Below are 25,769 nucleotides of genomic sequence, written 5' to 3'. Positions count from 1 at the left end.
CGTCGTCGCCGCCTACGATGGGTGAGGTGACCGTGCGCCTCGATGACCTGCCTCTTCGCGACGACTTGCGGGGCATGACCCCGTACGGAGCCCCGCAAGCCGCACTCCCTGTCGCCCTCAACGTGAACGAGAACACGCATCCCGTTCCCTCCGAGGTCGCCGACGACATCCTGGATGCCATCGCCCGCGCACTGCGCGACGTCAACCGCTATCCCGACCGTGAGTTCACCGGTCTCCGCGAGGCGTTCGCCGACTACCTGGGGCACGGGCTCGTCCGCGAGCAGATCTGGGCGGCCAACGGGTCGAACGAGGTCCTGCAGCACATCCTCCAGGCCTTCGGTGGTCCAGGGCGTCGGGCCATGGGTTTCGCTCCCAGCTACTCGATGTATCCGATCCTGACGCGGGCGACCGGTGCCGAATGGATCGCGGGGGAGCGCGAGCACGACTTCACGCTCAGCCCGGCCTCCGCCGCCGAGCAGGTCGTGCGCGAGAACCCCGACGTCGTCTTCCTGTGTGCGCCGAACAACCCGACGGGCACGCCCCTCGGTCTCGACGTGATCGAGGCGGTCTACGCCGTGACCGACGGCATCGTCATCGTCGACGAGGCGTACCAGGAGTTCGCCCCGCACGACCAGCCCTCCGCGGTGACGCTCCTCCCCGGACGCCCGCGCCTGGTGGTGTCCCGCACGATGAGTAAGGCGTTCGCATTCGCCGGCGCGCGGGTGGGATATCTCGCCGCCGACCCGGCGGTCATCGACGCCTTGCGTCTGGTCCGCCTGCCGTACCACCTCAGCGCGCTGACGCAGGCGGCGGCGACGGCCGCGCTCGGGCATGCGGACACGATGCTGTCGATGGTCGACGAGATCGTCGCTCAGCGCGACCGGATCTCGGCCACGGTGGCGGCACTGGGCTACACGGCACACGAGTCGTGGACGAACTTCGTGCTCTTCGGCGGGGTCGACGACCCCGCGGCCACGTGGAAAGCGCTGTATGACCGCGGGGTGCTCATCCGCGACGTGGGCATCGCTCACCACTTGCGCGTCACGGCGGGTACCGCCGACGAGACGACCGCGTTCCTGGATGCACTGGCCTCGGTAGGATCGCGAGCATGACCGGCCCCGCCACGCCCCGCACCGCATCGATCGTCCGCGAGACGAGCGAGTCGCGCGTCGAGCTGTCCCTCGACCTCGATGGGACCGGCGCGAGCGAGATCTCCACGAGCGTGCCGTTCTTCGATCACATGCTCACGGCGTTCGCGAAGCACTCGCTCACCGACCTGCGCGTCACCTCCGTAGGCGACACGCACATCGACGCGCACCACACCGTCGAGGACACCTCGATCGTGCTCGGTCAGGCGATCCGCCAGGCGCTCGGTGACAAGTCCGGCATCGCCCGGTACGGCGATGCCCTCGTTCCGCTGGACGAAGCGCTCGCGCAGGCCGTCGTCGACATCAGCGGACGTCCGTATCTCGTGCACACCGGAGAGCCCGCGGGCTTCGAGCACCACTTGATCGGCGGGCACTTCACCGGCTCGCTCGTGCGCCACTCGTTCGAGGCCATCTCGATCCACGCGGGACTGACGGTGCACGTACGCGTCCTGGGCGGGCGCGACCCGCACCACATCGCCGAGGCCGAGTACAAGGCCCTCGCCCGTGCGTTCCGCCAGGCCAAGGCCCTGGATCCCTTCGTCGACGGCATCCCGAGCACCAAGGGCGCCCTGTGAGCAAGCCCGTCGTCGCTGTCCTCGACTACGGCTCGGGCAACGTCCACTCGGCCGTCAAGGCGCTCATCGTGGCGGGGGCCGATGCGCGCTTGACTTCCGATCGCTCCCTTCTCCTCGACGCCGACGGGCTGCTCGTCCCCGGAGTCGGGGCCTTCAGCGCCGTGATGGACGCGCTCAACGCCAGCCGCGGCGGCGAGATCATCGATCGTCGACTCGCCGGAGGTCGCCCGGTGCTCGGCATCTGCGTGGGGATGCAGGTGATGTTCGGGCGTGGCATCGAACGCGGGACCGACACGGAAGGGCTGGGCGAGTGGCCCGGCACCGTGTCCGAACTTGCGGCGCCGGTGCTTCCGCACATGGGGTGGAACACGGTTTCGGCCGGCGAGGGCTCTCGCCTGTTCGACGGCATCGGCGACGAGCGGTTCTACTTCGTCCACTCCTACGCCGCGCAAGAATGGCAGCTCGAGGTCACGCCGCCGTTCCCCGAGCCGGTGTTGACGTGGTGCACGTACGGCGCGCCGTTCCTCGCCGCGGTCGAGAACGGTCCGTTGGCGGCGACCCAGTTCCACCCCGAGAAGTCGGGGGAAGCCGGCATCCGTCTGCTGGCGAATTGGATCGACGGGCTGCGCGCGACTACTGTGTGACCTCGTGCCCGGGGCTGGCGAGAGGCGCCTGCCGGCACGAGGAGCCATGAACGATTTCGCGTCCACGCCCGAGCTTGTCCTTCTGCCCGCGGTTGATGTCGCCGACGGCAAGGCCGTCCGACTGACCCAGGGAGAGGCGGGCACCGAGACCAGCTACGGCGACCCGGTGGATGCCGCGCTGGACTTCGCGCGCCAGGGTGCGGCGTGGATCCACCTCGTCGACCTCGACGCCGCGTTCGGCCGCGGCAACAACACCGCGGTGATGCGCAAGGTCATCAAGCAGGTCAAGGGCGTGCAGGTCGAGCTCTCCGGCGGCATCCGTGACGACCGGTCCCTGGAGGCGGCTCTGGAGAGCGGCGCCAGTCGCATCAACCTGGGTACCGCCGCCCTGGAGAACCCCGAGTGGGCCGCGGACGTCATCAACCGCTACGGCGAGGCGATCGCGGTCGGGCTCGACGTGCGCGGCACGACCCTGGCCGCCCGCGGATGGACGCGCGACGGCGGCGACCTGTGGACGGTGCTCGAGCGTCTCGAGGACGCCGGCTGCAGCCGGTACGTCGTGACCGATGTCACCAAGGACGGCACGCTCCGCGGCCCCAACCTCGAGCTTCTGCGCGAGCTGACGCAGCGCACGCCGAAGCCCATCGTGGCCTCCGGCGGAGTGTCGAGCCTCGACGACATCGTGGCGCTGCGCGAGCTGGTGCCGCTCGGCGTCGAAGGGGCGATCGTGGGCAAGGCCCTCTACGCGGGCCAGTTCACCCTCGCCGAGGCGCTGGATGTCGCCGGGCACTGACGACCATCGCGCCGACTCGGCGGGCGTCCCTTGGGAGGGGCGTCGTTTCGAGTCGAACCCGCACTCCGGTGACGACGGTTCTGCCGACCCCGCCCTCTTGATCGCCCTGCAGGCCGTCTCGACGGGGGAGGGCGACGCCCGTGCCGTCGTCGAGGCCTACCGCACCGCTCGCCTGCTGATCCCGCTCGTCGCCGAGAAGGGCGACCACGGCGTCGGCCCGCACGGGCTGGAGGTCGACAAGACGCAAGAGCTGTCGATCGTGACGGTGGCCGCCCCCGACGGCCGCAAGGTGTTGCCGGTGTTCAGCTCGGTCGAGGCGATGCAGCGCTGGGATGCCACCGCGCGCCCTGTCCCCGCGGACGGCCGCCGCACCGCTCTGGCGGCGGCGTCGGAAGACACCGAGTTGATCGTCATCGATCCGACTTCCGAGACCGAATTCGTGTTGCGCCGCCCCGCGGTGTGGGCGATCGCTCAGGGGGAGGCGTGGGAGCCCGCGCACGTGTCCCCGGCCGTGTTCACGGGCCTGCAGGAGAGCATCTCCGGTGAGCTGGCGGTGCTCGACCTCGCCGTGCAGCCGGGGGACCCGTTCGGGCGGTTGCGCGGCCCCGAGCTGGTCGTGCACCTGCGGCTCATGGCCGGCCTCGCGCAGGACGAGCTCGACGCGGTCCTCGCGCGCCTCGCGCGTCGGTGGGCGGCGGACGACCGGGTCGCCGTGCTCGTGGACTCCCTGACGGTGAAGCTGCACCGCCCCACCGACATCTGACCGCCTCCACGTCGTCGCGAGAACAGGCTTCGCGTCGAGAACAGTCTGTTTCGCGCGCCCGCCGAATCGCCCTGTTCCCGCGGCATCGGGAGGCCGGTACCGAGGTTCCCGCGACCTACGTGACGGGACCCGTCCACTTCTCGCCCGGACCCTTGCCGATCGGGTCGGGGATGACCGAGGCCTCGCGGAACGCGAGCTGCAGCGATCGCAGACCGTCGCGGAGCGATCGGGCGTGCATGTCGCTGATCTCGGGCGCCCCGGCGGTGATGAGGCCGGCGAGGGCGTTGATGAGCTTGCGGGCCTCGTCGAGGTCGAGCTGCTGCTGCGGGTCGTCGGCGAGTCCGACCTTGATCGCCGCGGCGCTCATGAGGTGGACGGCGGTCGTGGTGATGACCTCGACGGCGGGGACGTCGGCGATGTCGCGGGAGGCGGAGGCGGAGACGCGCTCCTGCTCCTCCCACCTCGCAAGACGCTCGGCGTCCTGGGCGGCGCGGCTGTCGTCGGGGGGAATCGTGTCCACGTGTTTCTCTCTGCTAGACTATGGCGGGCTTCGGAGTGTTCTGCTCCGTACGAAAGAGGATGACATCCCACCCGCGCTTGCCGCTCCAGGCTACCGGGTTCCCGCACTCCGCTCCGTTCCGTACAGAGCTGTCAGGGTGCAGAAGCCGGTGCTCTGAGCACCGTGCCGGGTGGCATGTTCTCCTCTTCGCCCGCGATTCCCATGGATCGCGGCGGCCGCCATCCGCATGAAAGAGGAGTTCCGCATCAGCGATCCCCGCACCAACGAGCGCATCCGAGTCCCGGAGGTCCGTCTCGTCGGACCCAACGGCGAGCAGGTCGGCATCGTCCGAATCGAAGCTGCGCTGCGCCTGGCCCAGGAAGCGGACCTCGACCTGGTCGAGGTTGCGCCGAGCTCGAAGCCGCCCGTGGTCAAGATCATGGATTACGGCAAGTTCAAGTACGAGGCCGCTCAGAAGGCCAAGGAAACGCGTCGTAACCAGGCCAACACGGTCCTGAAAGAGGTCCGGTTCCGCCTGAAGATCGAGGCCCACGACTACATCACCAAGCTCAAGCGCGCTGAGGGATTCCTCCAGGCGGGCGACAAGGTGAAGGCCATGATCCTCTTCCGCGGTCGCGAGCAGTCGCGTCCCGAGCAGGGTGTGCGTCTGCTCCGCAAGTTCGCGGAGGACGTCGCCGAGTTCGGCACCGTCGAGTCGAACCCCACGATCGACGGCCGCAACATGGTGATGGTGGTCGCTCCTCACAAGAACAAGTCCGAGGTCAAGACCGAGCAGAACGCGCAGCGCGCGGCGAACCGTGAGGCGGCGCGCAGCGCGGCCCGCGGCGACTCGGCCCCCGACGACCACGCTGCTCCGGCGTCCGCCGAGTAAGCCCCCCGTCTCCCGCAGTGCCGGGATACCCAACGAAGGAAGACAGATGCCGAAGCAGAAGACCCACTCGGGCGCCAAGAAGCGTTTCAAGTTGACCGGTAGCGGCAAGCTCATGAAGCAGCAGGCCGGCATGCGGCACAACCTCGAGGGCAAGGCCTCCAAGCGCACCCGTCGCCTGAACCAGGAGCAGGTCCTGGCCAAGGGCGACTCCAAGGTCGCCAAGAAGCTCCTCGGCCTCTGAGCGCCGACGCACGTTAGGAAAGAACAGAAATGGCTAGAGTCAAGCGGGCTGTCAACGCCCACAAGAAGCGTCGCGTCATCCTCGAGCGCGCGTCCGGTTACCGCGGTCAGCGTTCGCGCCTGTACCGCAAGGCCAAGGAGCAGGTCACTCACTCCCTGGTCTACGCATACCGTGACCGTCGCAAGCGCAAGGGCGACTTCCGTCGTCTGTGGATCCAGCGCATCAACGCCGCGAGCCGCCAGAACGGTCTCACGTACAACCGCTTCATCCAGGGCCTCGGCCTCGCGGGTGTTCAGGTCGACCGCCGCATGCTCGCCGAGCTCGCGGTCAACGAACCGGCCGTGTTCGCCTCGCTCGTCGCGACGGCCAAGGCCGCGCTGCCCAGCGACGTCAACGCCGCCAAGACCGCGTAATCACCGGTTCCACGAACGGGCGTCCTCCTCGGAGGGCGCCCGTTCGGCGTTTCCCCGCCGTTCTCCGGGATGCATGCCGGTCGCGTCATACACTGGGTGCGTGCTGGAGAACCCTCGTTCGCCGCGGGTGCGCGCCGTGGCCAAGTTGAGCAAGCGCGCGGCCCGGCAGGAGACCGGTCTGTTCCTCCTCGAGGGGCCTCAGGCCGCGCGTGAAGCCCTCGCCTGGGCGCCCGAGACGGTGCTCGAGCTCTACGGCACTCCGACGGCACTCGAGAAGCACACCGACGTCCGCGACGCCGCCGTCGACGCCGACGTCGATGTGCAGTACACGACCGAAGCGGTCCTGGATGCCATGGCCGACACCGTCACGCCGCAGGGCATCGTCGCGGTGGCCCGGCAGTCGCCGACGGCTCTCAAGGACATCCTCGCCACGCAGCCGCGCCTGCTCGCGATCTGCGAGGAGGTGCGTGATCCGGGCAACCTCGGCACGATCATCCGCGCCGCCGATGCGGCGGGCGCGGACGCCGTGATCCTGACGGGTCGCACGGTCGACCTGTACAACCCGAAGGTCGTGCGGTCGACCACGGGGTCGCTGTTTCATCTCCCGGTCGCAGTGGATCTGGAGCTGAGCGACGTCGTCGAGCGCGTGCACGAGGTGGGGTTGCGGGTGGTTGCCGCCGATATCGGGGGTGAGGATTTCCTCACGTCCCGCCGCCTGCTGGCCGAGCCGACGGCGTGGTTGTTCGGGAACGAAGCCCGGGGTCTGGACGATTCCGCGCTCGGGTACGCGGATCTCTCGTTACGGCTTCCCATCTACGGGCGAGCGGAGTCGCTGAACCTCGCCACCGCCGCGAGCGTCTGCCTGTACGAGACCGCCTTCGCCCAACGCGCGGGCTGAGTCACCCGCTGTTACAGAACGGTTAAGGCGTCCGCAAGAAGGTGGTCGCATTCCCGGCCGTCTCATAGGGTGGGGAAATGGCATCCGTTCCCCCGGCGGGCTCCGAGCCCCTCGTCGTCCTCTCCGGCGTCCAGAAGCACTATGGACAGTTCCAGGCTCTGAAGGACATCGATCTGACCGTCGACCGCGGCGAAGTCGTCGTCGTCATCGGCCCCTCCGGCTCGGGCAAGTCGACCCTCTGCCGCACCATCAACCGCCTCGAAACGATCACGAGCGGATCGATCACGATCGACGGTGTGGCGCTGCCCGAAGAAGGCAAGGGATTGGCGAAGCTGCGTGCCGATGTGGGCATGGTCTTCCAATCGTTCAACCTCTTCGCCCACTTGACGATCCTCGAGAACGTCACCCTCGGGCCGATCAGGGTCCGCAAGATGAAGAAGGCGGATGCCGAGAAAGAAGCGCGCGCTCTCCTGGACCGCGTGGGCGTGGGCCACCAGTCCGACAAGCTGCCCGCGCAGCTCTCCGGCGGCCAGCAGCAGCGCGTCGCGATCGCCCGCGCCCTCGCGATGAAGCCGAAGGTCATGCTCTTCGACGAGCCGACCTCGGCCCTCGACCCCGAGATGATCAACGAGGTCCTCGACGTGATGGTCGGGCTCGCGAAGGACGGGATGACGATGATCGTCGTCACGCACGAGATGGGCTTCGCCCGCAAGGCCGCCAACCGTGTGGTGTTCATGGCCGACGGGCAGATCGTCGAGCAGGCCACGCCCGAGCAGTTCTTCACGCACCCCGAATCCGATCGTGCGAAGGACTTCCTCTCGAAGCTCATCACGCACTGACTCCGGGGCGGAACGACGACGTTCCGCCTCCCGCACCGCCTCCGGCCGACCCGACGTGCCACCCCCTCGTATCCCCTCCGCACAGCACACGTAACCAAGGAGACATCACATGCGTAAGACACGTTTTCTCGCCGGCGCGAGTATCGTCGCCGCCGGCCTGCTGGCCCTGACGGCCTGCAACAGCGGGACCCCGGGTGCGGCGCCCGGAGCCGACGGCAGCGGCGATTCGACCCAGCTCTGGGAGGTGGCCTCCGACGTCTCGCTCGACGGCAGCCCCACCTACGAGCGCATGGCCGCGGCCGACAAGGTCGTCGTCGGTGTCAAGGAGGACCAGCCCGGTCTCGGCTTCAAAGACCCCGTGAGCAACGAGCGCGGCGGCTTCGACGTCGAGATCGCCCAGTGGATCGCCGCGTCGCTCGGGTTCGACGCCGACAAGATCGAGTACAAGACGATCCCGTCGGCCAACCGCGAGCAGGAGCTCGTCAACGGCAACATCGACTACTACGTCGGTACGTACTCCATCACCGACAAGCGCAAGCAGCAGATCGACTTCGCCGGTCCGTACCTGATCACCGGCCAGGGTCTGCTGGTCGCGGCGGACAACGACTCGATCAACGGTCCCGATGACCTCGCCGGCAAGATCGTCTGCTCCGTGACGGGCTCGACGCCTCTGCAGCGCATCCGTGACGAGTACGCGCCCGGCGACACCGTCGAGTACGACACCTACACCCAGTGCCTCGAGCAGCTGCGGGCCGGCTCCGTGGACGCCGTGACCACCGACCAGGCGATCCTCGCCGGTTACGTGGCGCAGGAGCCCGACGCGTTCAAGATCGCGGGCGACACCTTCAGCGAAGAGCGCTACGGCGTCGGTCTGCCCAAGGGCGACACCGTCCTGAAGGACCACATCAACACCCTCTTCAACGACGGTGGCGAGATCTGGACCGCGCTGTTCGACAAGAATCTGGCACCGGCCGGCATCACGGGCCAGCAGCCCACCGCCGACGAGTGATCCGTTCGGGGGCGGCGCGCCGCGCCGCCCCCGAACCCCCGACCAAGACAAGGACCACGCATGGGTGTCATCACCGGCAACCTCGACATCTGGGGCCAAGCGCTCGTCGGCACGCTCGTGCTGTTCTTCGCGGGCGGCGCGCTCGCGCTCGTACTGGGCATCATCGTCGGCGCGATGCGCGTCTCACCCGTGCCGATCGCTCGTGGCGTCGGCACGTTCTATGTCAGTGCCATTCGGAACACGCCCCTCACGCTCGTGTTCTTCGCTTTCGTGTTCGCCCTGCCACCGCTCCTCGGCTTGCGATTGACCGGCGAGGTCTCGCTGACGCTCGGCATCTGCGCGCTCGGCATCTACACCGCCACGTACGTCGCCGAAGCGATCCGCTCCGGCGTCAACACGGTCCCGGTGGGTCAGGCCGAAGCCGCCCGTGCCCTCGGGCTCGGCTTCGGCCAGGTGATGGGCCTGGTCGTGCTGCCGCAGGCGTTCCGCTCGGTCATCCCCCCGATGATGAGCGTGTTCATCGCCCTGCTGAAGAACACCACTGTCGCCGCGGGCTTCTCCATCGTGAACCTCGGCTCGGTGCGCAACTACCTCAGTGAGCGGGGCGAGAACGCCTTCGTCGTCATCCTGTGGATCATGGTGGCCTTCGTCGCCCTGGTGCTGCTGCTCTCGTGGCTCCAGCGAACTCTCGAGAACCGGTGGAGGATCGCCCGATGAGCAGTGTCCTGTACGACGTCCCGGGCCCCAAAGCGATCGCCCGCAACCGGATCCTCGGAGTGGTGACGATCCTGGTTGTGCTCGCCATCGTCGGATTCTTCGTGTGGCGGTTGGCCGCGACGGGTCAGTTCACGGCGCAGAAGTGGTCGGCCTTCACCTACAGCAACGTGTGGATGCAGGTCCTGCAGTCCACGGTGGCCACGCTCGCCGCGTTCGCCGCGGCCGCCGTCGGCGCGCTCGCCCTCGGTTTCGTCCTGGCGATCGGTCGCCTGTCCGACCACGCCTGGGTGCGCTGGCCGTTCACCGCGGTCATCGAGGTGTTCCGCGCCATCCCGGTGCTGATCTTCATGTTCTTGCTGTACTACGGCTTCCCGGTCATCGGCATCCGTATGGAGCCCTATTGGGCCGTCGTCATCGCGCTGGTCTGCTACAACGGCTCGGTGCTCGCGGAGGTCATCCGCGCCGGCGTCGAATCGTTGCCGCGGGGTCAGAGTGAGGCCGGATACGCGATCGGTCTGCGCAAGGCGGGCGTCATGCGCTTGGTGCTGCTTCCGCAGGCGATCCGCGCCATGATGCCGGTGATCATCGCGCAGCTCGTGGTGACGCTGAAGGACACCGCTCTCGGCTTCATCATCACCTACCCCGAGCTGCTGTTCTACGCGAAGTACATCGGTGCGCAACCGAGCGTCGGTTCGCCGATCATCCCGGCCACGATCATCGTCGGCGCGATCTACATCTCGCTGTGCCTCCTGCTGTCGTACGTCGCCACCCTCGTCGAGAAACGACTGCGCCGCTCGCCGCGCTCCCCGCAGGTCGCGGCCGCCGTGCCGCAGCAGGCCGGCACGGACACCGAGCTCATCGTCGCCCAGCGCGGGCTCGGGAAGAACGACGCGTCGGGTCTCTGACCACGGGCGGGCGGGGCAGTGTCCCCGCCCGTCGGTAGACTCTCATCTCGTGTCCGACGCACCCGAGATCACCCCCGAGGCCGTCGCCTCCGCCGTCGATGCCGCTCTCGCGGCGATCGCCGGCGCCGCGACGACCGCAGACCTGAAGGCCGCTCGCTCCGCTCACGCGGGGGAGCAGTCCTCGCTCGCCCGCCTGAACTCCCAGCTGCGCAACGTCGCCCCCGAGAACAAGGCCGAGTTCGGCAAGCTCGTCGGCCAGGCGCGCGGCCGCGTGAACCAGGCGTTCGCCGCGCGCGAAGGCGAACTCGCCGAGGCCGAAACCGCCGCGCGGCTCGAAGCGGAGCGGGTGGATGTCACGGCCCTTCCGCAGCGCGCCCGCGTGGGGGCGCGGCATCCGATCTCGCTCCTGCAGGAGCAGGTGTCCGACATCTTCGTCGGCATGGGGTGGGAGATCGCCGAGGGCCCCGAGCTCGAGCACGAGTGGTTCAACTTCGACGCGCTCAATTTCGACGTCGATCACCCGGCGCGGCAGATGCAGGACACGTTCTTCGTCGACCCGGTCGCCCGCCACCTCGTGATGCGCACGCACACGAGCCCCGTCCAGGTGCGGTCGATGCTCGAGCGCGACCTGCCGATCTACGTCCTGTGCCCCGGTCGGGTGTACCGGACCGATGAGTTCGACGCGACGCACCTTCCCGTCTTCACGCAGTTCGAGGGTCTGGTCATCGACAAGGGCATCACGATGGCCCACCTCAAGGGCACGCTCGACCACGCCGCCCGGGTCCTGTTCGGCCCCGAGGCCAAGACGCGGTTCCGCGCCAACTTCTTCCCGTTCACCGAGCCGAGCGCCGAGCTCGACCTGTGGCATCCCACCTTCAAGGGCGGGGCGCGCTGGATCGAGTGGGGCGGCTGCGGGATGGTGAACCCCAATGTCCTGCGTGCCGCGGGCATCGATCCCGAGGAGTACTCGGGCTTCGCCTTCGGCATGGGCATCGAGCGCACGCTCATGTTCCGCAGCGACGTGCAAGACATGCGCGACATGGCCGAGGGCGATGTCCGCTTCAGCGAGCAGTTCGGAATGGTGGTCTGATGCGCGTCCCGCTCTCCTGGTTGCGCGAGTACGTCGACGTGCCCGCGGATGCCACGGCCGACGACGTCCTCGCGGCGCTGGTGTCCGTCGGATTCGAAGAAGAAGACGTGCATCGCTTCGAGCTCGAAGGCCCCATCGTCGTCGGTGAGGTGAAGGAGTTCACTCCTGAGCCGCAGTCCAACGGCAAGACGATCCGCTGGTGCCAGGTCGACGTCGGCGAAGAGCACGGCGGCGTCCGTGGCATCGTGTGCGGCGCCGGCAACTTCTTCGAGGGCGACAAGGTCGTGGTGACCCTGCCCGGCTCCGTTCTGCCCGGGCCGTTCCCGATCGCGGCACGCAAGACCTACGGTCATGTCTCGGACGGCATGATCGCCTCGGCGAAAGAGCTGGGACTCGGCAGCGAGCACTCCGGCATCCTGCGCCTGGTCGACCTCGGCATCGACGCTCCCGTGGGCTCCGACGCGATCGCCCTGCTCGGCCTGGACGACATCGCCGTCGAGATCAACGTCACCCCCGACCGCGGGTACGCGCTGTCTCTGCGCGGTGTCGCCCGCGAGTACTCGCACGCCACCGGCGCGGTCTTCCGCGACCCGGGCGCCGGTCACGACGCCGCGCGCGACCGCACGCCGCAGGGCTTCCCGATCACGGTCGACGACGTCGCGCCCATCCGTGGCCGCGTCGGCGCGAGCCAGTTCGTCGCGCGCATCGTCCGCGACGTGGACCCCTCGCGTCCCACGCCGCCGTGGATGATCACGCGCCTGTCGCTCGCCGGCATCCGGTCGCTCGGTGTCCTGATCGACATCACGAACTACGTCATGCTCGAGCTCGGCCAGCCGATCCACGGCTACGACCTCGACCGTCTGCAGGGGGGGATCACCGTCCGTCGTGCGACGGCGGGCGAGAAGCTCGAGACGCTGGACGGCCAGGTGCGTACGCTGCACGACGAGGATCTGCTCATCACCGACGAGTCCGGCCCCATCGGTCTGGCGGGCGTCATGGGCGGTGGCCCGACCGAGATGAGCGATGCGACGCGCAACGTCCTGATCGAGGCGGCCACCTTCGACCAGGTCTCGATCGCCCGTACGGCGCGCCGGCACAAGCTGCCCTCCGAGGCCTCGCGGCGCTTCGAGCGCGGCGTCGACCCGCTCGTCGCGTTCGTCGCGGCCGAGCGCGTGGCGTCGCTGATGGTCGAGCTGGCCGGTGGCTCTCTCGACACCGAGGTCGGCGGATCGCTCGCCGAGACCTTCACGCGGGACGCGATCGTCCTGCCGTCGGGGTTCGTTTCTGGGCTGATCGGCGTCGAGTACACTGACGACGAGGTCGAGCGTGCGCTGCGCCTGATCGGGTGCACCGTCGAGCGCCGTGAGACCGGCTGGTCGGTCGTCCCGCCGTCATGGCGTCCCGACCTCACCGACAAGTGGACGCTGGCCGAAGAGGTCGCGCGAATCGAGGGGTACGACCGGATCCCGTCCGTGCTGCCCACTCCGCCGTCGGGGCGCGGTCTGACCTCCGCTCAGCAGGGCCGTCGCCGCGTGAGCAACACGCTGGCCGCGGCGGGCTTCGTCGAGACGCCCTCGTTCCCGTTCACGACCGCCGAGCAGAACGACCTGCACGGCTCGCCCTCGGGCGAGACGTTGCCGAGCGTTAAGCTCGCCAACCCGCTCGACGGTCTGGCGCCCTTCCTGCGGCGCTCGCTCGTCCCGGGCCTGCTGCAGGTCGCGCACCGCAACCTCTCGCGGGGGATCGTCGACCTCGCGCTGTTCGAGGCGGGCACGGTATTCCTTCCCAAGCCCGGTGTGCAGTACGGCACCGCGTCGGTCCCGCCGCTGGCGGTGCGTCCCGACGCGGCGACGCTGACGGCGCTGGATGCCTCGATCCCGCCGCAGCGTCGGCACGTCGCCGTGCTGCTGACGGGGAACCTCGTTCCCAAGCAGCCGGGGCAGGCCGCGGTCGCGGCCGACCTCGCCGATGCGGTCGACGCCGTGCGGATCCTCGCGGGTGCCGCGGGAGTCGACGTCGAGCTGGTTCAGGCCCAGCGCGCGGCGCTGCACCCCGGTCGTACGGCGCGTGTCCGGGTGGCGGGTGCCGACGTGGGCTACGTGGGCGAGCTGTTGCCGACCGTCGCAGCGGCCGCCGACCTGCCGGGACGTGTCCTCGTGGCGGAGCTCGACCTGGACGCGCTCCTCGAGAGCGCGCAGAACCGCGTGGTCGTGGCATCCCTGTCGGGGTTCCCGGCGGCGACGCAGGACGTCTCGGTGGTCGTGCCGGTCGGCACCCCGGCCGGAGACGTCCGCGCGGCGCTGCTCGAGGGTGGGGCTCCGCTCATCGAGGGGGCCCGTCTCGTGGACGACTACCGCGGCACCGGGGTGGCCGAGGGGACGAAGAGTCTGACCTTCGCGCTGCGGTTCCGCGCCGCGGACCGCACGCTGACCGCGGCGGAGGCGTCGGATGCCAAGCTCGCGGGTGTCGCGGTGGCGGCCGAGCGCTTCGGTGCCGTCTTGCGCGACGGCGAGCAGTCGGCGGGCGCGGAGGTCCCGGGTCGCTGACATGTCACCCGGACATGTGCCTGCCCTCATCGCCGGCGAGGGGGCAGTCGGAAGTGGCCGACGATGAGGGCAGGTGCGATCAGCATACCCCGTACTTGTCCCCCAAATGGGGGACAAGCTGAGAAATGTCGAGGGATGCCCTCGCATCGGTCGAGACGGGCGCCCTCCCGCGGCGGATTTGCTCCCGTCGGCGCAGGCCGGATACTCTCGCGGAATGTCGTCGATCGTCGTCCGCAACGAGGAGCTCTCCGTGAGCACCGTTGTGGTGCGTCGACGTCGGGTCGCACGCCGAGTTTCGGCGACCTCGTAACCCGCCGTCGGTCGGGCATACGGGCGTCGCCGCCCCGGTTCACGCTGAATGCAGCACCAGCCCCGACTCCTAAGGTGGATCCATGACCCTCTCGGTCGCCGTCTCCGGCGCCTCCGGCTACGCGGGCGGCGAGATCCTCCGCTTGCTCGCCGATCATCCCGACGTCGACATCCGCACGGTCACCGCGCACTCGAGTGCCGGGCAGCCCCTCCTCGCGCACCAGCCGCACCTGCGCTCCCTCGCGCATCTCGAGTTGCAGCCCACGACGCCCGAGGTGCTGGCCGGTCACGATGTCGTCTTCCTGGCCCTACCGCACGGGCAGTCCGCGCAGTACACCGACGCCCTGGTCGACACCCCGCTCGTCATCGACGCCGGCGCCGACCATCGGCTCGTCTCGCCCGAGGACTGGGCCGCCTTCTACGGCGGTGTCCACCCCGAGCCCTGGGCATACGGCGTTCCCGAACTCCTCGTGGGCGGCGGCAAGCAGCGCGAGCTCTTGCGCGGGGCCTCGCGGATCGCCGCACCCGGATGCAACGCCTCGACCGTGTCGCTCTCGCTCGCTCCCGGCGTTGCTGCGGGTGTCATCGACCCGAGCGACATCGTTTCGGTGCTCGCGGTGGGCCCGAGCGGGGCCGGAAAAGCCGCGAAGACGAACCTCCTCGCGAGTGAAATCCTCGGCACCGCCAATCCCTATGCCGTCGGCGGCACACACCGGCACATCCCCGAGATCCGCCAGGCGCTGCGCGCCGCAGGGGCGCCGGGCGACGGCATCCGGATCTCGTTCACCCCCGTGCTCGTCCCGATGGCGCGCGGGATCCTCGCGACTTCCTCCGCGCCGATCCGCGAGGGCGTGACGGATGCCGAGATCCGCGACGCATGGGAGAGCGCCTACGCCGACGAGCCCTTCGTCGAGCTGCTTCCCGCGGGGACGTTCCCGCGGACGGCCGACGTGCTCGGCGCGAACGTGGCATCCCTCGGTCTCGCGATCGACCGCGCGGCGAACCGCGTCGTGATCGTCGCGGCCGTCGACAATCTGGTGAAGGGCACCGCGGGCGCCGCGGTGCAGTCCATGAACATCGCGCTGGGTCTCCCCGAGACCACGGCGCTTCCGACGAACGGAGTCGCCCCGTGAGCGTGACCGCCCCCGCAGGATTCGAGGCGGCCGGTGTCGCCGTCGGCCTGAAATCGACCGGCGCGCGCGATGTCGCGGTGGTCGTCAACCGCGGTCCGCACAAGGTGGGTGCCGCCGTCTTCACCTCCAACCGCGCCAAGGCCAACCCCATCCTGTGGTCGGAGCAGGTCGTGCGCGACGGTGTCGTCGAGGCCGTGGTGCTCAACTCCGGCGGCGCGAACTGCTTCACCGGATCGTTCGGCTTCCAGACCACCCACCAGACGGCCGAGCGCGCCGCCGAGCTCCTCGGCGTCGGGGCCGGCGACGTTGTCGTGTGCTCGACGGGACTGATCGGCACCGGCGACGAGGTCTTCCGGGCCAAGGTGCTCGACGGGGTCGAGAAGGGCGTCGCCGCCCTCTCGGCGGACGGGGGCGAGGACGCGTCGCTGGCGATCATGACCACCGATTCCCGTCCCAAGCGCGCCGTTCACCACGGTGAAGGCTGGACCATCGGCGGCATGGCGAAGGGCGCGGGCATGCTCGCTCCCGGGCTGGCCACGATGCTCGTCGTCGTCACCACCGACGCCGTGCTCGACGCCGCCCAGGCCGATGCGGCCCTGCGCGCGGCGACCCGGGTGAGCTTCGATCGCCTCGATTCGGACGGCTGCATGTCGACGAACGACCAGGTGACCCTCCTGTCCAGCGGCGCCAGCGGCATCCGGGTGGATGCCGACGAGTTCGCCGCCGCGCTGACCGCGGTGTGCGATGACCTCGCCGCCCAGTTGCAGGGCGACGCCGAGGGCGCCAGCCACGACATCACGATCCGTGTCGTCGGCGCAGCCTCGGAGGATGACGCCGTCGAGGTCGGTCGCTCGGTCGCCCGCAACAACCTCTTCAAGGCCGCGATCTTCGGACAGGATCCCAACTGGGGACGCGTCCTGGCCGCGATCGGCACGACGTCCGCCGACTTCGACCCGTACGACGTCGACGTCTGGATGAACGGTGTGCGCGTGTGCACCGCGGGCGGACCCGATCGCCCGCGCGAAGAGGTCGACCTGACCCCGCGCGCGACCGACCTCGTCATCGACCTGCGGGTCGGCGAGGCCGCGGCCACGATCCGCACCAACGACCTCACGCACGACTACGTCCACGAGAACAGCGCCTACTCCTCATGAGCGACATCGATATCCAGGACACCGATCCGGCCGAAGCCAGCGAGCGGGCGGTGACTCTCGTCGAGTCGCTGCCGTGGGTGCGCAAGTACCGCGACCAGGTGGTGGTGGTGAAGTACGGCGGCAACGCGATGGTGAGCGACGAGCTGCAGGACGCCTTCGCCGCCGACATCGCCTACCTCCGCTACGTGGGGGTCAAGCCCGTCGTCGTGCACGGCGGAGGACCGCAGATCTCGTCGATGCTCGACCGGCTCGACATCCCGAGCGAATTCCGCGGCGGCTACCGCGTCACCTCGACCGAGGCGATCGGCGTGGTCCGGATGGTGCTGACCGGGCAGATCAACCCGCAGCTGGTGGCCAAGGTCAACGCGCACGGACCGCTCGCGACGGGGCTCAGCGGCGAGGATGCGGGGCTGTTCGGCGGTCGCCGTCGCGGCGTCGTCGTCAACGGGGTCGAGCACGATCTCGGCCGGGTCGGCGATGTCGTCACGGTCGACCCGCAGCCGGTGCTCGATCACCTCGCCGCGGGCCGAGTGCCGATCGTGTCGAGCATCGCGCCCGACCTCGACCATCCGGGTGCGTCGCTGAACGTCAACGCGGATGCCGCGGCGGCCGCGCTCGCGGTGGCGCTGAAGGCCGCGAAGCTCGTCGTCCTCACCGACGTCCCGGGTCTGTACGCCGACTGGCCCAACCGCGACTCCCTCGTGTCGCACTTGACCTCGACCGAGTTGCGCGCGATGGTGCCGCGACTGGAGTCGGGCATGATCCCGAAGATGCAGGCGTGCCTCGACGCCGTCGACGGGGGAGTGCCCACGGCCGCGATCATCGACGGCCGCGTGCCGCACTCGGTGCTCGTCGAACTTTTCACCAGTAAGGGAATCGGAACGGAGGTGGTCGCGTGAACGCGGACACGACACAGGAATCGACGTCGCTGCGCGGCCCTTCGTGGCAGGAGGATGCCGGACGCGACCTCGTGCGCAGCTTCGGCGACCGCATGGCGCTTTTCGTGCGCGGTGAGGGGGCGTACATCTGGGACGGCGAGGGCAAGAAGTACCTCGACTTCCTGGCGGGGATCGCCGTCGATGCGCTGGGTCACGCCCACCCGGCCTTCGTCGAGGCGGTCTCCACGCAGGCCGCCACCCTCACGCACGTCTCGAACTACTTCGCCACGCCGCCGCAGCTGGCGCTCGCGGCCCGGCTGAAGCGGCTCGCCGGCACCGGCGAGACCGGCAGGGTCTACTTCGCCAACTCCGGCGCCGAAGCCAACGAGGCGGCGTTCAAGCTCGCCCGCCTGCACGGCCGGGGCACCGAGCGCACGCGCATCCTGACCCTGAAGGGCGGGTTCCACGGACGCACGATGGGCGCGCTCGCGCTCACGGGCAAGCCGGCTCTGCAGGCCGACTTCCTCCCGATGGTGCCGGGGGTCGAGCACATCGACGCCACTGTCGACGCGCTCGAAGCCGCCTTTGACGATCGCGTTGCGGCGTTCATCGTCGAGCCCATCCAGGGTGAAGCGGGCGTCGTGGAGCTTCCCGAGGGCTATCTCGAAGCCGCGCGCGAGATCACCGCGCGCCACGGGGCCCTGCTCATCGTCGACGAGATCCAGACCGGTGCCGGACGCACCGGCGAGTGGTTCGCGTTCCAGCACGCGGGCATCGTCCCGGATGCCATCACCGTGGCCAAGGGCATCGGCGGCGGGTTCCCGATCGGCGCCCTCATCACCTTCGGTGCCGCGAGCGAGCTGTTCTTCCCCGGCACGCACGGTTCGACCTTCGGCGGCAACGCGCTGGGCACGGCCGTCGCCGGTGCCGTGCTCCAGGAGATCGAGTCCGCCGGCCTGGTGGCCAACGCCGCCGCCCGCGAGACGCAGCTGCGCGCGGGGATCGTCGCTCTCGGCTCGCCGCTGGTCGCTGGTGTGCGCGGACGTGGACTGCTCCTGGGCGTCGAGCTCTCGAGCCCCGTCGCGAAGGCGGTCGTCGCTGCCGCGCAGGAGCACGGTCTGATCGTCAACGCCGCGAACGACGACACGATCCGTCTCGCACCGCCGCTGATCATCGGGGATGCCGAGATCGCGGAGTTCCTGTCCCTGTTCGGCGCGGCGCTGGCCACCGTCTCTGACGCCCTCATCCTCGAAGGAGCCCCCGCGTGACCCGCCACCTGCTGCGCGACGACGACCTGAGCCCGGCCGAGCAGGCCGAGATCCTCGACCTTGCGATCGAGCTGAAGAAGGACCGTTGGGCCCAGAAGCCGCTCGAAGGTCCTCAGACGGTGGCCGTCATCTTCGACAAGTCCTCGACGCGGACGCGCGTGTCCTTCGCTGTCGGCATCGCCGATCTCGGCGGTTCCCCGCTGATCATCTCCACCGCGAACAGCCAGCTCGGCGGCAAGGAGACCCCCTCCGATACCGCGCGCGTGCTCGAGCGGCAGGTCGCCGCGATCGTGTGGCGCACGTACGCGCAGGCCGGGCTCGAAGAGATGGCCCGGGGGACGCGCGTCCCCGTCGTCAACGCGCTGAGCGACGACTTCCACCCGTGCCAGCTGCTGGCCGACCTGCTCACGATCCGTGAGCACAAGGGTGAGCTGGCCGGTCTGACGCTGTCCTTCTTCGGCGACGGTCAGAGCAACATGGCGCACTCGTACGTCCTGGCCGGTGTCACGGCCGGGATGCACGTGCGCGTCGCGTCCCCCGCGGAGTACGCGCCCCGCGCCGACGTGATCGCCGACGCCGAGCGCATCGCCGCGGCGACGGGAGGGTCGGTGACGTTGACCTCCGACCCCGAGGGCGCGGCATCCGGGGCCGACGTCGTCGTCACCGACACCTGGGTGTCGATGGGCAAGGAAGAGGAGAAGATCGCCCGCATCCGCGATCTCGGTGGGTTCAAAGTCACCCCCGATCTCATGGCGCGCGCCGACGGCGAGGCGATCTTCATCCACTGCCTGCCCGCCGACCGCGGGTACGAAGTGGATGCCGAGGTCATCGACGGTCCGCAGAGCGTCGTCTGGGACGAGGCCGAGAACCGACTGCACGCCCAGAAGGCGTTGCTGGTGTGGCTGCTGCGTCAGGACCGATGACGCGGGCGAGCCGGGCCTGGCGCCGTTTCGACGGCCCGGCCCGGCTCGTCGGCATCGATCTCGCGCGCGGACTGGCGGTGGTCGGGATGCTCGCCGCGCATCTCGTGACGATCGATCCGTTCGATGCGGACGACCCCTCGACCTGGCTCGATGTGGTCAACGGCCGTTCGTCGATCCTCTTCGCCACTCTCGCCGGTGTCTCTATCGCGCTGGTCACCGGGGGCACGCGCCCCCTCGTGGGGCCCGCCCGTACCCGCGCCGCCGGGCGGCTGGCCCTGCGCGGTGCCCTGCTCTGGGTGATCGGCATCCTGCTGGTGCTCACCGGGGTCCCCGTCTACGTGATCCTCCCGGCGTACGCGCTGCTCTTCGCACTGTCGCTGCCGTTCCTCGGAATGCGGCCGCGCGGTCTGTTTCTGGCCGCGGCCCTCGTCGCGGCCGTCGCCCCGTGGGTCTTCCCCGTTCTCGACGCCGCGCCGCTGTGGAACGGACGCGGGGGAGAGGAGCTGCAGGCGCTGGTCGGTTGGGCGTATCCGTTCCCCGTCTGGATCGCGTTCCTCCTGGCGGGCATGGGTCTCGGGCGCCTCGACCTGCGCCGGCTGCCCGTGCAAGCCGCGATCACGGTGATCGGAGCGGCGCTGTCCGCCCTCGGGTATGGCGTCGCGATCGTGACCGGGCCGGCCGTGTCGGCGGCCGGGCCGTACGTCGCCGCGGTGTGGAGCGCCGAGGCGCACTCGTCGGGGGTGTGGGAGGTCGTCGGCTCCGGTGGCTTCGCGATCGCCGTGATCGGGATGTGCCTGTTGGCGTGCCGGACGCCGCTGCGGTGGCTGGCGATCCCGATCCGGGCCGTCGGGTCCCTTCCGCTGACGGCCTACGTGGTGCAGCTGGTCGTATGGGCGGTGTTCGCCGCCGCGGTGCTCGGCGACACGTCCGACCTCTTCGGCGTGCGCGAGGCCGGACTGTTCCCGCCCCTGACCCTGGGGCTCGTGGCCGCGTGCACGGCGTGGGCTCTCCTGATCGGCCGCGGACCGCTCGAGGTGCTGATCGACGGCATCGTGCGTCGTGTGGTGGGTGGGCCCGCCCGACCGGATGCCGCGTCCCCGGCGCCCGTGCCCTGACCCGGCCGGGTGGTGTCCGCTGCTCTCGCTAGGCTGGGACGCATGAGCAGCGAGACCGGTCAGGCCACGAACGAGGGCGCCCTGTGGGGTGCCCGTTTCTCGGGCGGGCCCTCTCCCGAGCTGGCGGCGCTCAGCCGCTCCACGCACTTCGATTGGGACCTCGCGTTGTACGACATCGCCGGTTCGCACGCGCACGCCGCCGCGCTCGAAGCCGCGGGCTATCTCTCCGCCGATGAGGCTCGCGACATGCACGCCGGTCTCGACGACCTCGCCGATCGGGTGCGGGCGGGCACTCTCGTCGCCGCTCCGAGCGACGAAGACGTGCACGGCGCCCTCGAGCGGGTGCTCATCGAGACGGTAGGCCCGGCCCTGGGCGGCAAGCTCCGCGCCGGACGCAGCCGCAACGACCAGATCGCGACGCTCGTCCGCCTCTACCTGCTCGACCACTCCCGCACCATCACGCGCGAGCTGCTCCGGCTCGTCGACGCGCTCGTCTCGCAAGCAGCCGCACACGAGTCGGCCATCATGCCCGGTCGCACGCACCTGCAGCACGCGCAGCCCGTGCTCCTCGCCCACCACCTGCAGGCGTACGGCTGGGCGTTCGTCCGCGGGATCGAGCGCCTGCGCGACTGGTCGGTGCGGGCCTCGGTCTCGCCCTACGGCGGTGGTGCGCTCGCCGGGGCCACCCTGGGTCTCGACCCGCAGCTGGTCGCCGACCGCCTCGGCCTCGCGCGCCCGGCCGAGAACTCCCTCGACGGAACGGCGTCGCGCGACGTGGTCGCCGAGTTCGCGTTCATCACCGCCATGATCGGCGTCGATCTCTCTCGTCTGGCAGAGGACGTCATCCTGTGGAACACGCGGGAGTTCGGCTTCGTCACCCTCGACGACGCCTATTCGACGGGGTCGAGCATCATGCCCCAGAAGAAGAACCCCGACATCGCCGAGCTCGCCCGCGGCAAGGCGGGACGACTGATCGGAAACCTCTCCGGTCTGCTCGCGACGCTCAAGGGTCTGCCGCTGGCCTACAACCGCGACCTCCAAGAAGACAAAGAGCCGGTCTTCGACTCGGTCCGCACCCTCGAGCTCGTCCTGCCCGCGTTCTCGGGGATGATCTCCACCCTCCGTTTCCACACCGACCGGATGGCCGAACTCGCGCCGCAGGGATTCTCCCTCGCGACCGACGTCGCCGAATGGCTGGTGCGGCAGGGCGTCGCCTTCCGCGATGCGCACGAGATCTCCGGCGCGCTGGTGCGTGCGTGCGAAGACCGGGGCATCGGTCTGGAAGACGCCGACGACGCCCTCCTGGCATCCGTCTCTCCGTCGTTGACGCCCGAGGTACGGGGCGTGCTGTCGATCGAGGGATCGGTGGCGAGTCGGACCGGCGCCGGCGGTACCGCGCCGGAAAGGGTGAACGAGCAGCGCGCCGAACTGGTGTCGCGCGCCCAGGCCGCCGCCCACTCACTCGGTATCTGAATCAGTCATTCGCTTATCAAGCATGATCAATAAGCTATAAGCTGATCACATGATCGCCGCCGTCATCGCCGACATCGTCCGCTCCCGCGAGCTGGGCGATCGAGCCGAGGCGCAGCGTGCGATTGCGGCGGCCGTCGCGCGCGCCGACGCCGATATCCCGCTCGCGCTCGCCCCGCTCACGGCGGTGGTGGGCGACGAACTGCAGGGCGAGTACGCCACGATCGGCGCGGCCGTGGCGTCGCTGCTCTTGGTGCGGTTGAACCTGCCCGATGGCGTGGACTGCCGTTTCGGGGTGGGGTTCGGCGAGGTGCGTCCGGTCGAGCTGGACGGACGCACGATCCCCGAGGGGCCCGCGTGGTGGGCGGCCCGGGCGGCGATCGAGCGGGTCGAGACGATGCAGCAGCGCCGCGCGCCGCTCGCGCGCACGTGGGTCGAGGCCTCCGAATCCGCGGATGCCGTCGTGCGGCACGAGGTGGCGCTGGCAAATGCCTACGTGCTCTTACGCGATCACCTGGTGTCGTCGATGAGCGAACGCACGCGCCGTCTCACGTACGGCCGATGCCTGGGGCGGTCGCAACGCGATCTCGCCGCCGACGAGGGCATCACGCAGTCCGCGGTGTCGCAGGCTCTCGCCTCCGCCGGGTCGGCCGCTGTCGTCGAGGGCTTCCTGGCGCTGAGCTCCGGGGGCGCGTCGTGATCGCCGCGGGCCTGCTCCTGGTCGCGGTCGGCGGCGTCGACCTGGTGCGCCGCCTCGTCCCCGGTCGCCGCATCGCGGCGTTCGTGATCGCGGCCGCAGTGCTGGTGGCGCTGTCGGCCGGGGCGGATGCCATCGTCGCCGGCCTCCTCGCCGTCGCCGTCGCGGCGATCTGGACCTGGGTCGTGCCGGAATCGGGCCCGGCGCGGGCGGGACTCTGGCCCGTGGGGCTGCTGGGCGTGGCCGCCGCCGCCTGTGTGGTCGTGGCACCCGCGCGTCCGAGCCCCGGACTGCTCGGGGCGGTGTGGGTCACGTACGGTCCGCGCGAGGGCATCTCCGTCGACGTCCTGTTCCTGGTCGCCGGCTGTCTGCTGTTCCTCCTCGAGTCCGGCAACGCCGTCGTCCGCATCGCACTGCGCGCCGAGATGGGGGAGCGCGTGGCCCCCTCCACCGGCGACGCCCCCGGAACCCTGCGCGGCGGGCGTCTGATCGGCCCGCTCGAGCGCATCCTGGTCTTCGCGCTGACCCTCGCGAGCGCCTACACCCTCTTGGCGGCGGTCCTTGCGGCCAAGGGCATCGTGCGTTTCCCCGAGATCTCCCGCGACGGCGAGGGCGGCGATCGCGCGGAGTACTTCCTCATCGGGAGCCTCGTCAGCTGGGTCACGGCGCTCGCCGCGGCGTTCCTCGTGTGGTGGGGTGTCGGGGGCGTCTGACCGGCGCCCGACAACCGAGGCGCCCGGTCGCCGCTGATAGCCTGGGACAGTGTCCGCGCCCTTCGACGATGCTTCCGTTCGCGCTCTCGAGCCTGCCAACGACCCTGCCTTCGATTCGGTGTGGGACGAGCTGGTCTGGCGCGGACTGATCCACGTCTCGACCGATCAGGACGACCTGCGTGATCTCCTCGCCGGCCCCCCGATCGTCTTCTACTGCGGTTTCGATCCGACGGCGCCGAGCCTTCATCTGGGTAACCTCGTCCAGCTGCTTACGATGCGTCGGCTGCAGCTCGCCGGTCACCGGCCGCTCGGTCTGGTCGGAGGGTCGACGGGTCTGATCGGCGATCCCCGCCCCACGGCCGAGCGCACTCTCAACACGCGGGAGACGGTCGCCGAGTGGGTCGACCGCCTGCGTCTGCAGGTCGAGCGTTTCCTCAGCTTCGAGGGCGACAGTGCCGCGCGGATGGTCAACAACCTCGATTGGACGGCGCCCCTCAGCGCGATCGACTTCCTGCGCGAGATCGGCAAGCACTACCGGGTCGGCACGATGCTCAAGAAGGATGCGGTCAGCGCGCGGCTGAACTCCGAGGCCGGCATCAGCTACACCGAGTTCAGCTACCAGATCCTGCAGGGGATGGACTACCTCGAGCTCTACCGCGCGTACGGCTGCGTCCTTCAGACCGGGGGCAGCGACCAGTGGGGCAACCTCACCAGCGGCACCGATCTGATCCGTCGCGTCGAAGGGGTCTCCGCCCACGCCATCGGAACGCCACTGATCACCAACAGCGACGGCACGAAATTCGGCAAGAGCGAGGGCAACGCGATCTGGCTGGATGCCGAGATGTGCAGCCCCTGGACGATGTACCAGTTCTGGCTCAACACCGATGACCGCGACGTCGTCGAACGCTTGAAGGTGTTCACCTTCCTCACCCGCGCCGAGATCGAGGAGTATGCCCGTCTCGTCGCCGAAGAGCCCTTCCGCCGTGCGGCGCAGAAGCGACTGGCGCGCGAGGTGATCACGACGGTGCACGGCCCCGAGGCGGCCGAAGCGGTCATCGCGGCCACCGAGGCTCTTTTCGGTCAGGGTGATCTCCGCGCATTGGATGCCGCGGTGCTCCGTACCGCTCTCGAGGAACTCCCGCACGCGTCGCTCGCCGCGGGCTCGACGGTCGTGGATGCGCTGACGGCGACAGGGCTCGTGAGCAGCTTGAGCGAGGCGCGGCGAGCCATCGCGCAGGGCGGCGTCTCCCTGGACGGCGAGAAGGTCGGCTCCGACGATGTCATGGTCACCGGGTCTCTACCCGGGGGAGTGTCGGTCGTGCGTCGTGGCAAGAAGACCCTCGCCGGAGTGTTCGTCGGCTGACATGCCCTTCACGCCGAGCCACGCCGTCGTCGCACTCCCGTTCGTGCGCACGCGACTGGTGCCGGCGGCGATCGCCGTGGGGGCGATGACACCCGACCTGCCGTTGTTCCTTCGAGGCATGGTGCCGGATTACGCGATGACGCACGATCCGCTGTGGGTGCCCGTGACGGTGCTCGTCGCTTTCGTGCTTCTGGTGGTCTGGCGGTGCGTCCTGCGCCCCGCGGTGCGCGAACTCACGCCGAAGCCGGTCGCCGAGCGGTTGCCGGCGGAGTGGGATGCCGGTGCCCGATCGGCGTTCCGCGAGACCGTCGGCGGGGGAGTCGCGGCCGTACTCTGGCTCGTCGCCTCTCTCGCACTCGGAGTCCTGACCCACATCGCGTGGGATGTCCTCACGCACGAGGGACGGGCGGGAGTGCAACTGTTTCCCGTCCTCGATGAGCAGTGGGGGCCGCTGCCCGGGGTGAAGTGGCTCCAGCACGCATCGAGCCTGTTCGGTCTCGTCGTCCTCGCCGTCTTCGCGGCGGTCTGGCTCGCGCGTCGTGCTCCGCAGCCGGTGAACCGAGTGATCCCGGATGCCGCCCGCCTGGCGTGGTGGCTCTCACTCCCGCTCGCACTGCTGGTGTCGAGCGCCATCGCCATCGTCCTCGCCGGGGGATTCGGTCCGGACTTCACACCGACCCATCTCGTCTACGGCGTCCTCACCAAGGTCGCCACCGCGTGGGCCGTCGTGACCGTTGCACTCGCCCTCGCCGTGCAAGCCCGTCGCCGTGCCTG

The 25,769-nt window shown here is 69.8% G+C and carries 27 protein-coding genes; 26 read left to right on the top strand and 1 reads right to left on the bottom strand.

Features of this window, described 5'->3' with window-relative positions:
• The first annotated feature begins 17 nt into the window (after positions 1 to 17).
• Genes AC3E6M_RS13465 through AC3E6M_RS13445 form a run of 5 tightly spaced genes read left to right on the top strand, consistent with a single transcriptional unit; the run spans position 18 to position 3,923 of the window.
• A complete protein-coding gene (locus tag AC3E6M_RS13465; RefSeq protein ID WP_490530215.1) occupies positions 18 to 1,112 on the top strand; it encodes a histidinol-phosphate transaminase in 1,095 nt (364 codons plus the stop codon).
• On the top strand, positions 1,109 to 1,723 hold the full coding sequence (hisB, locus tag AC3E6M_RS13460) for an imidazoleglycerol-phosphate dehydratase HisB (protein WP_138174388.1): 615 nt from the start codon (positions 1,109 to 1,111) through the stop codon (positions 1,721 to 1,723). Before AC3E6M_RS13465 ends, hisB begins: the two co-directional genes overlap by 4 nt.
• The gene (gene hisH, locus AC3E6M_RS13455; RefSeq protein WP_490530214.1) at positions 1,720 to 2,367 is read left to right on the top strand and encodes an imidazole glycerol phosphate synthase subunit HisH; all 648 of its coding nucleotides are present in this window, start codon (positions 1,720 to 1,722) and stop codon (positions 2,365 to 2,367) included. Before hisB ends, hisH begins: the two co-directional genes overlap by 4 nt.
• 46 nt (positions 2,368 to 2,413) lie before the next feature.
• Positions 2,414 to 3,160, top strand: coding sequence for a bifunctional 1-(5-phosphoribosyl)-5-((5-phosphoribosylamino)methylideneamino)imidazole-4-carboxamide isomerase/phosphoribosylanthranilate isomerase PriA (priA, locus tag AC3E6M_RS13450; RefSeq protein ID WP_138174392.1), 747 nt, complete (start codon positions 2,414 to 2,416; stop codon positions 3,158 to 3,160).
• Positions 3,144 to 3,923: an SseB family protein gene (locus AC3E6M_RS13445; protein ID WP_138174394.1), complete on the top strand. Its 780-nt coding sequence runs from the start codon at positions 3,144 to 3,146 to the stop codon at positions 3,921 to 3,923. Before priA ends, AC3E6M_RS13445 begins: the two co-directional genes overlap by 17 nt.
• Positions 3,924 to 4,038: 115 nt before the next feature.
• On the opposite strand, the gene AC3E6M_RS13440 is transcribed toward AC3E6M_RS13445, so the two are convergent.
• A complete protein-coding gene (locus tag AC3E6M_RS13440) occupies positions 4,039 to 4,443 on the bottom strand; it encodes a DUF1844 domain-containing protein (protein ID WP_374208160.1) in 405 nt (134 codons plus the stop codon).
• A 226-nt stretch (positions 4,444 to 4,669) separates the two neighbouring features.
• On the opposite strand from AC3E6M_RS13440, the gene infC reads away from it, so the two are divergent.
• From infC to AC3E6M_RS13335, 21 genes are all read left to right on the top strand, one after another.
• The gene (gene infC, locus AC3E6M_RS13435) at positions 4,670 to 5,314 is read left to right on the top strand and encodes a translation initiation factor IF-3 (RefSeq protein ID WP_138174432.1); all 645 of its coding nucleotides are present in this window, start codon (positions 4,670 to 4,672) and stop codon (positions 5,312 to 5,314) included.
• 46 nt (positions 5,315 to 5,360) lie between these two features.
• Positions 5,361 to 5,555, top strand: a complete 195-nt coding sequence (gene rpmI, locus AC3E6M_RS13430) for a 50S ribosomal protein L35 (protein WP_013583375.1) — start codon at positions 5,361 to 5,363, stop codon at positions 5,553 to 5,555.
• Positions 5,556 to 5,584: 29 nt separating this feature from the next.
• Positions 5,585 to 5,968 carry a 50S ribosomal protein L20 gene (rplT, locus tag AC3E6M_RS13425; RefSeq protein ID WP_063257942.1) on the top strand — a complete coding sequence of 128 codons (384 nt, stop codon included), beginning with the start codon at positions 5,585 to 5,587 and terminating at the stop codon, positions 5,966 to 5,968.
• A 100-nt stretch (positions 5,969 to 6,068) separates the two neighbouring features.
• Complete coding sequence (locus AC3E6M_RS13420; protein ID WP_138174396.1) at positions 6,069 to 6,866, top strand: TrmH family RNA methyltransferase; 798 nt, start codon at positions 6,069 to 6,071, stop codon at positions 6,864 to 6,866.
• 77 nt (positions 6,867 to 6,943) lie between these two features.
• Complete coding sequence (locus AC3E6M_RS13415) at positions 6,944 to 7,705, top strand: amino acid ABC transporter ATP-binding protein (RefSeq protein WP_490530213.1); 762 nt, start codon at positions 6,944 to 6,946, stop codon at positions 7,703 to 7,705.
• Between the two features lie 109 nt (positions 7,706 to 7,814).
• The gene (locus tag AC3E6M_RS13410; protein ID WP_490530212.1) at positions 7,815 to 8,714 is read left to right on the top strand and encodes a glutamate ABC transporter substrate-binding protein; all 900 of its coding nucleotides are present in this window, start codon (positions 7,815 to 7,817) and stop codon (positions 8,712 to 8,714) included.
• 60 nt (positions 8,715 to 8,774) lie between these two features.
• A complete protein-coding gene (locus AC3E6M_RS13405) occupies positions 8,775 to 9,431 on the top strand; it encodes an amino acid ABC transporter permease (protein ID WP_138174402.1) in 657 nt (218 codons plus the stop codon).
• Positions 9,428 to 10,336: an amino acid ABC transporter permease gene (locus AC3E6M_RS13400; RefSeq protein ID WP_490530211.1), complete on the top strand. Its 909-nt coding sequence runs from the start codon at positions 9,428 to 9,430 to the stop codon at positions 10,334 to 10,336. Before AC3E6M_RS13405 ends, AC3E6M_RS13400 begins: the two co-directional genes overlap by 4 nt.
• A 49-nt stretch (positions 10,337 to 10,385) precedes the next feature.
• Complete coding sequence (gene pheS / locus AC3E6M_RS13395; protein WP_490530210.1) at positions 10,386 to 11,426, top strand: phenylalanine--tRNA ligase subunit alpha; 1,041 nt, start codon at positions 10,386 to 10,388, stop codon at positions 11,424 to 11,426.
• Positions 11,426 to 13,972 (top strand): phenylalanine--tRNA ligase subunit beta, encoded by a 2,547-nt coding sequence (pheT, locus tag AC3E6M_RS13390; RefSeq protein WP_138174408.1) that lies wholly within the window; start codon positions 11,426 to 11,428, stop codon positions 13,970 to 13,972. Before pheS ends, pheT begins: the two co-directional genes overlap by 1 nt.
• A gap of 392 nt (positions 13,973 to 14,364) precedes the next feature.
• Entirely contained in the window at positions 14,365 to 15,414 is a 1,050-nt protein-coding gene (argC, locus tag AC3E6M_RS13385; RefSeq protein WP_490530209.1) for an N-acetyl-gamma-glutamyl-phosphate reductase, read from the top strand.
• Positions 15,411 to 16,568: a bifunctional glutamate N-acetyltransferase/amino-acid acetyltransferase ArgJ gene (argJ, locus tag AC3E6M_RS13380; RefSeq protein ID WP_490530208.1), complete on the top strand. Its 1,158-nt coding sequence runs from the start codon at positions 15,411 to 15,413 to the stop codon at positions 16,566 to 16,568. The genes argC and argJ overlap by 4 nt, the downstream gene beginning before the upstream one ends.
• Positions 16,565 to 17,467 carry an acetylglutamate kinase gene (argB, locus tag AC3E6M_RS13375; RefSeq protein WP_138174414.1) on the top strand — a complete coding sequence of 301 codons (903 nt, stop codon included), beginning with the start codon at positions 16,565 to 16,567 and terminating at the stop codon, positions 17,465 to 17,467. Before argJ ends, argB begins: the two co-directional genes overlap by 4 nt.
• A complete protein-coding gene (locus tag AC3E6M_RS13370; RefSeq protein ID WP_289508580.1) occupies positions 17,464 to 18,714 on the top strand; it encodes an acetylornithine transaminase in 1,251 nt (416 codons plus the stop codon). The genes argB and AC3E6M_RS13370 overlap by 4 nt, the downstream gene beginning before the upstream one ends.
• On the top strand, positions 18,711 to 19,637 hold the full coding sequence (gene argF / locus AC3E6M_RS13365; RefSeq protein ID WP_138174416.1) for an ornithine carbamoyltransferase: 927 nt from the start codon (positions 18,711 to 18,713) through the stop codon (positions 19,635 to 19,637). The genes AC3E6M_RS13370 and argF overlap by 4 nt, the downstream gene beginning before the upstream one ends.
• On the top strand, positions 19,634 to 20,752 hold the full coding sequence (locus tag AC3E6M_RS13360) for a heparan-alpha-glucosaminide N-acetyltransferase domain-containing protein (protein ID WP_490530207.1): 1,119 nt from the start codon (positions 19,634 to 19,636) through the stop codon (positions 20,750 to 20,752). The genes argF and AC3E6M_RS13360 overlap by 4 nt, the downstream gene beginning before the upstream one ends.
• Positions 20,753 to 20,794: 42 nt before the next feature.
• Entirely contained in the window at positions 20,795 to 22,225 is a 1,431-nt protein-coding gene (gene argH / locus AC3E6M_RS13355) for an argininosuccinate lyase (RefSeq protein ID WP_490530206.1), read from the top strand.
• Between the two features lie 49 nt (positions 22,226 to 22,274).
• The gene (locus AC3E6M_RS13350; RefSeq protein WP_490530205.1) at positions 22,275 to 22,922 is read left to right on the top strand and encodes a SatD family protein; all 648 of its coding nucleotides are present in this window, start codon (positions 22,275 to 22,277) and stop codon (positions 22,920 to 22,922) included.
• Complete coding sequence (locus tag AC3E6M_RS13345; protein ID WP_138174424.1) at positions 22,919 to 23,632, top strand: hypothetical protein; 714 nt, start codon at positions 22,919 to 22,921, stop codon at positions 23,630 to 23,632. The genes AC3E6M_RS13350 and AC3E6M_RS13345 overlap by 4 nt, the downstream gene beginning before the upstream one ends.
• Before the next feature lie 49 nt (positions 23,633 to 23,681).
• Positions 23,682 to 24,995, top strand: a complete 1,314-nt coding sequence (gene tyrS / locus AC3E6M_RS13340) for a tyrosine--tRNA ligase (protein WP_138174426.1) — start codon at positions 23,682 to 23,684, stop codon at positions 24,993 to 24,995.
• A gap of 1 nt (position 24,996) precedes the next feature.
• Positions 24,997 to 25,769: DUF4184 family protein (locus AC3E6M_RS13335; protein WP_490530204.1), on the top strand; the 773-nt coding region annotated here is incomplete at its 3' end.

The organism is Microbacterium sp. SCPM-O-B-15248 (M128), assembly GCF_058214835.1.
This window is presented reverse-complemented; position numbering and strand designations above follow the sequence as displayed.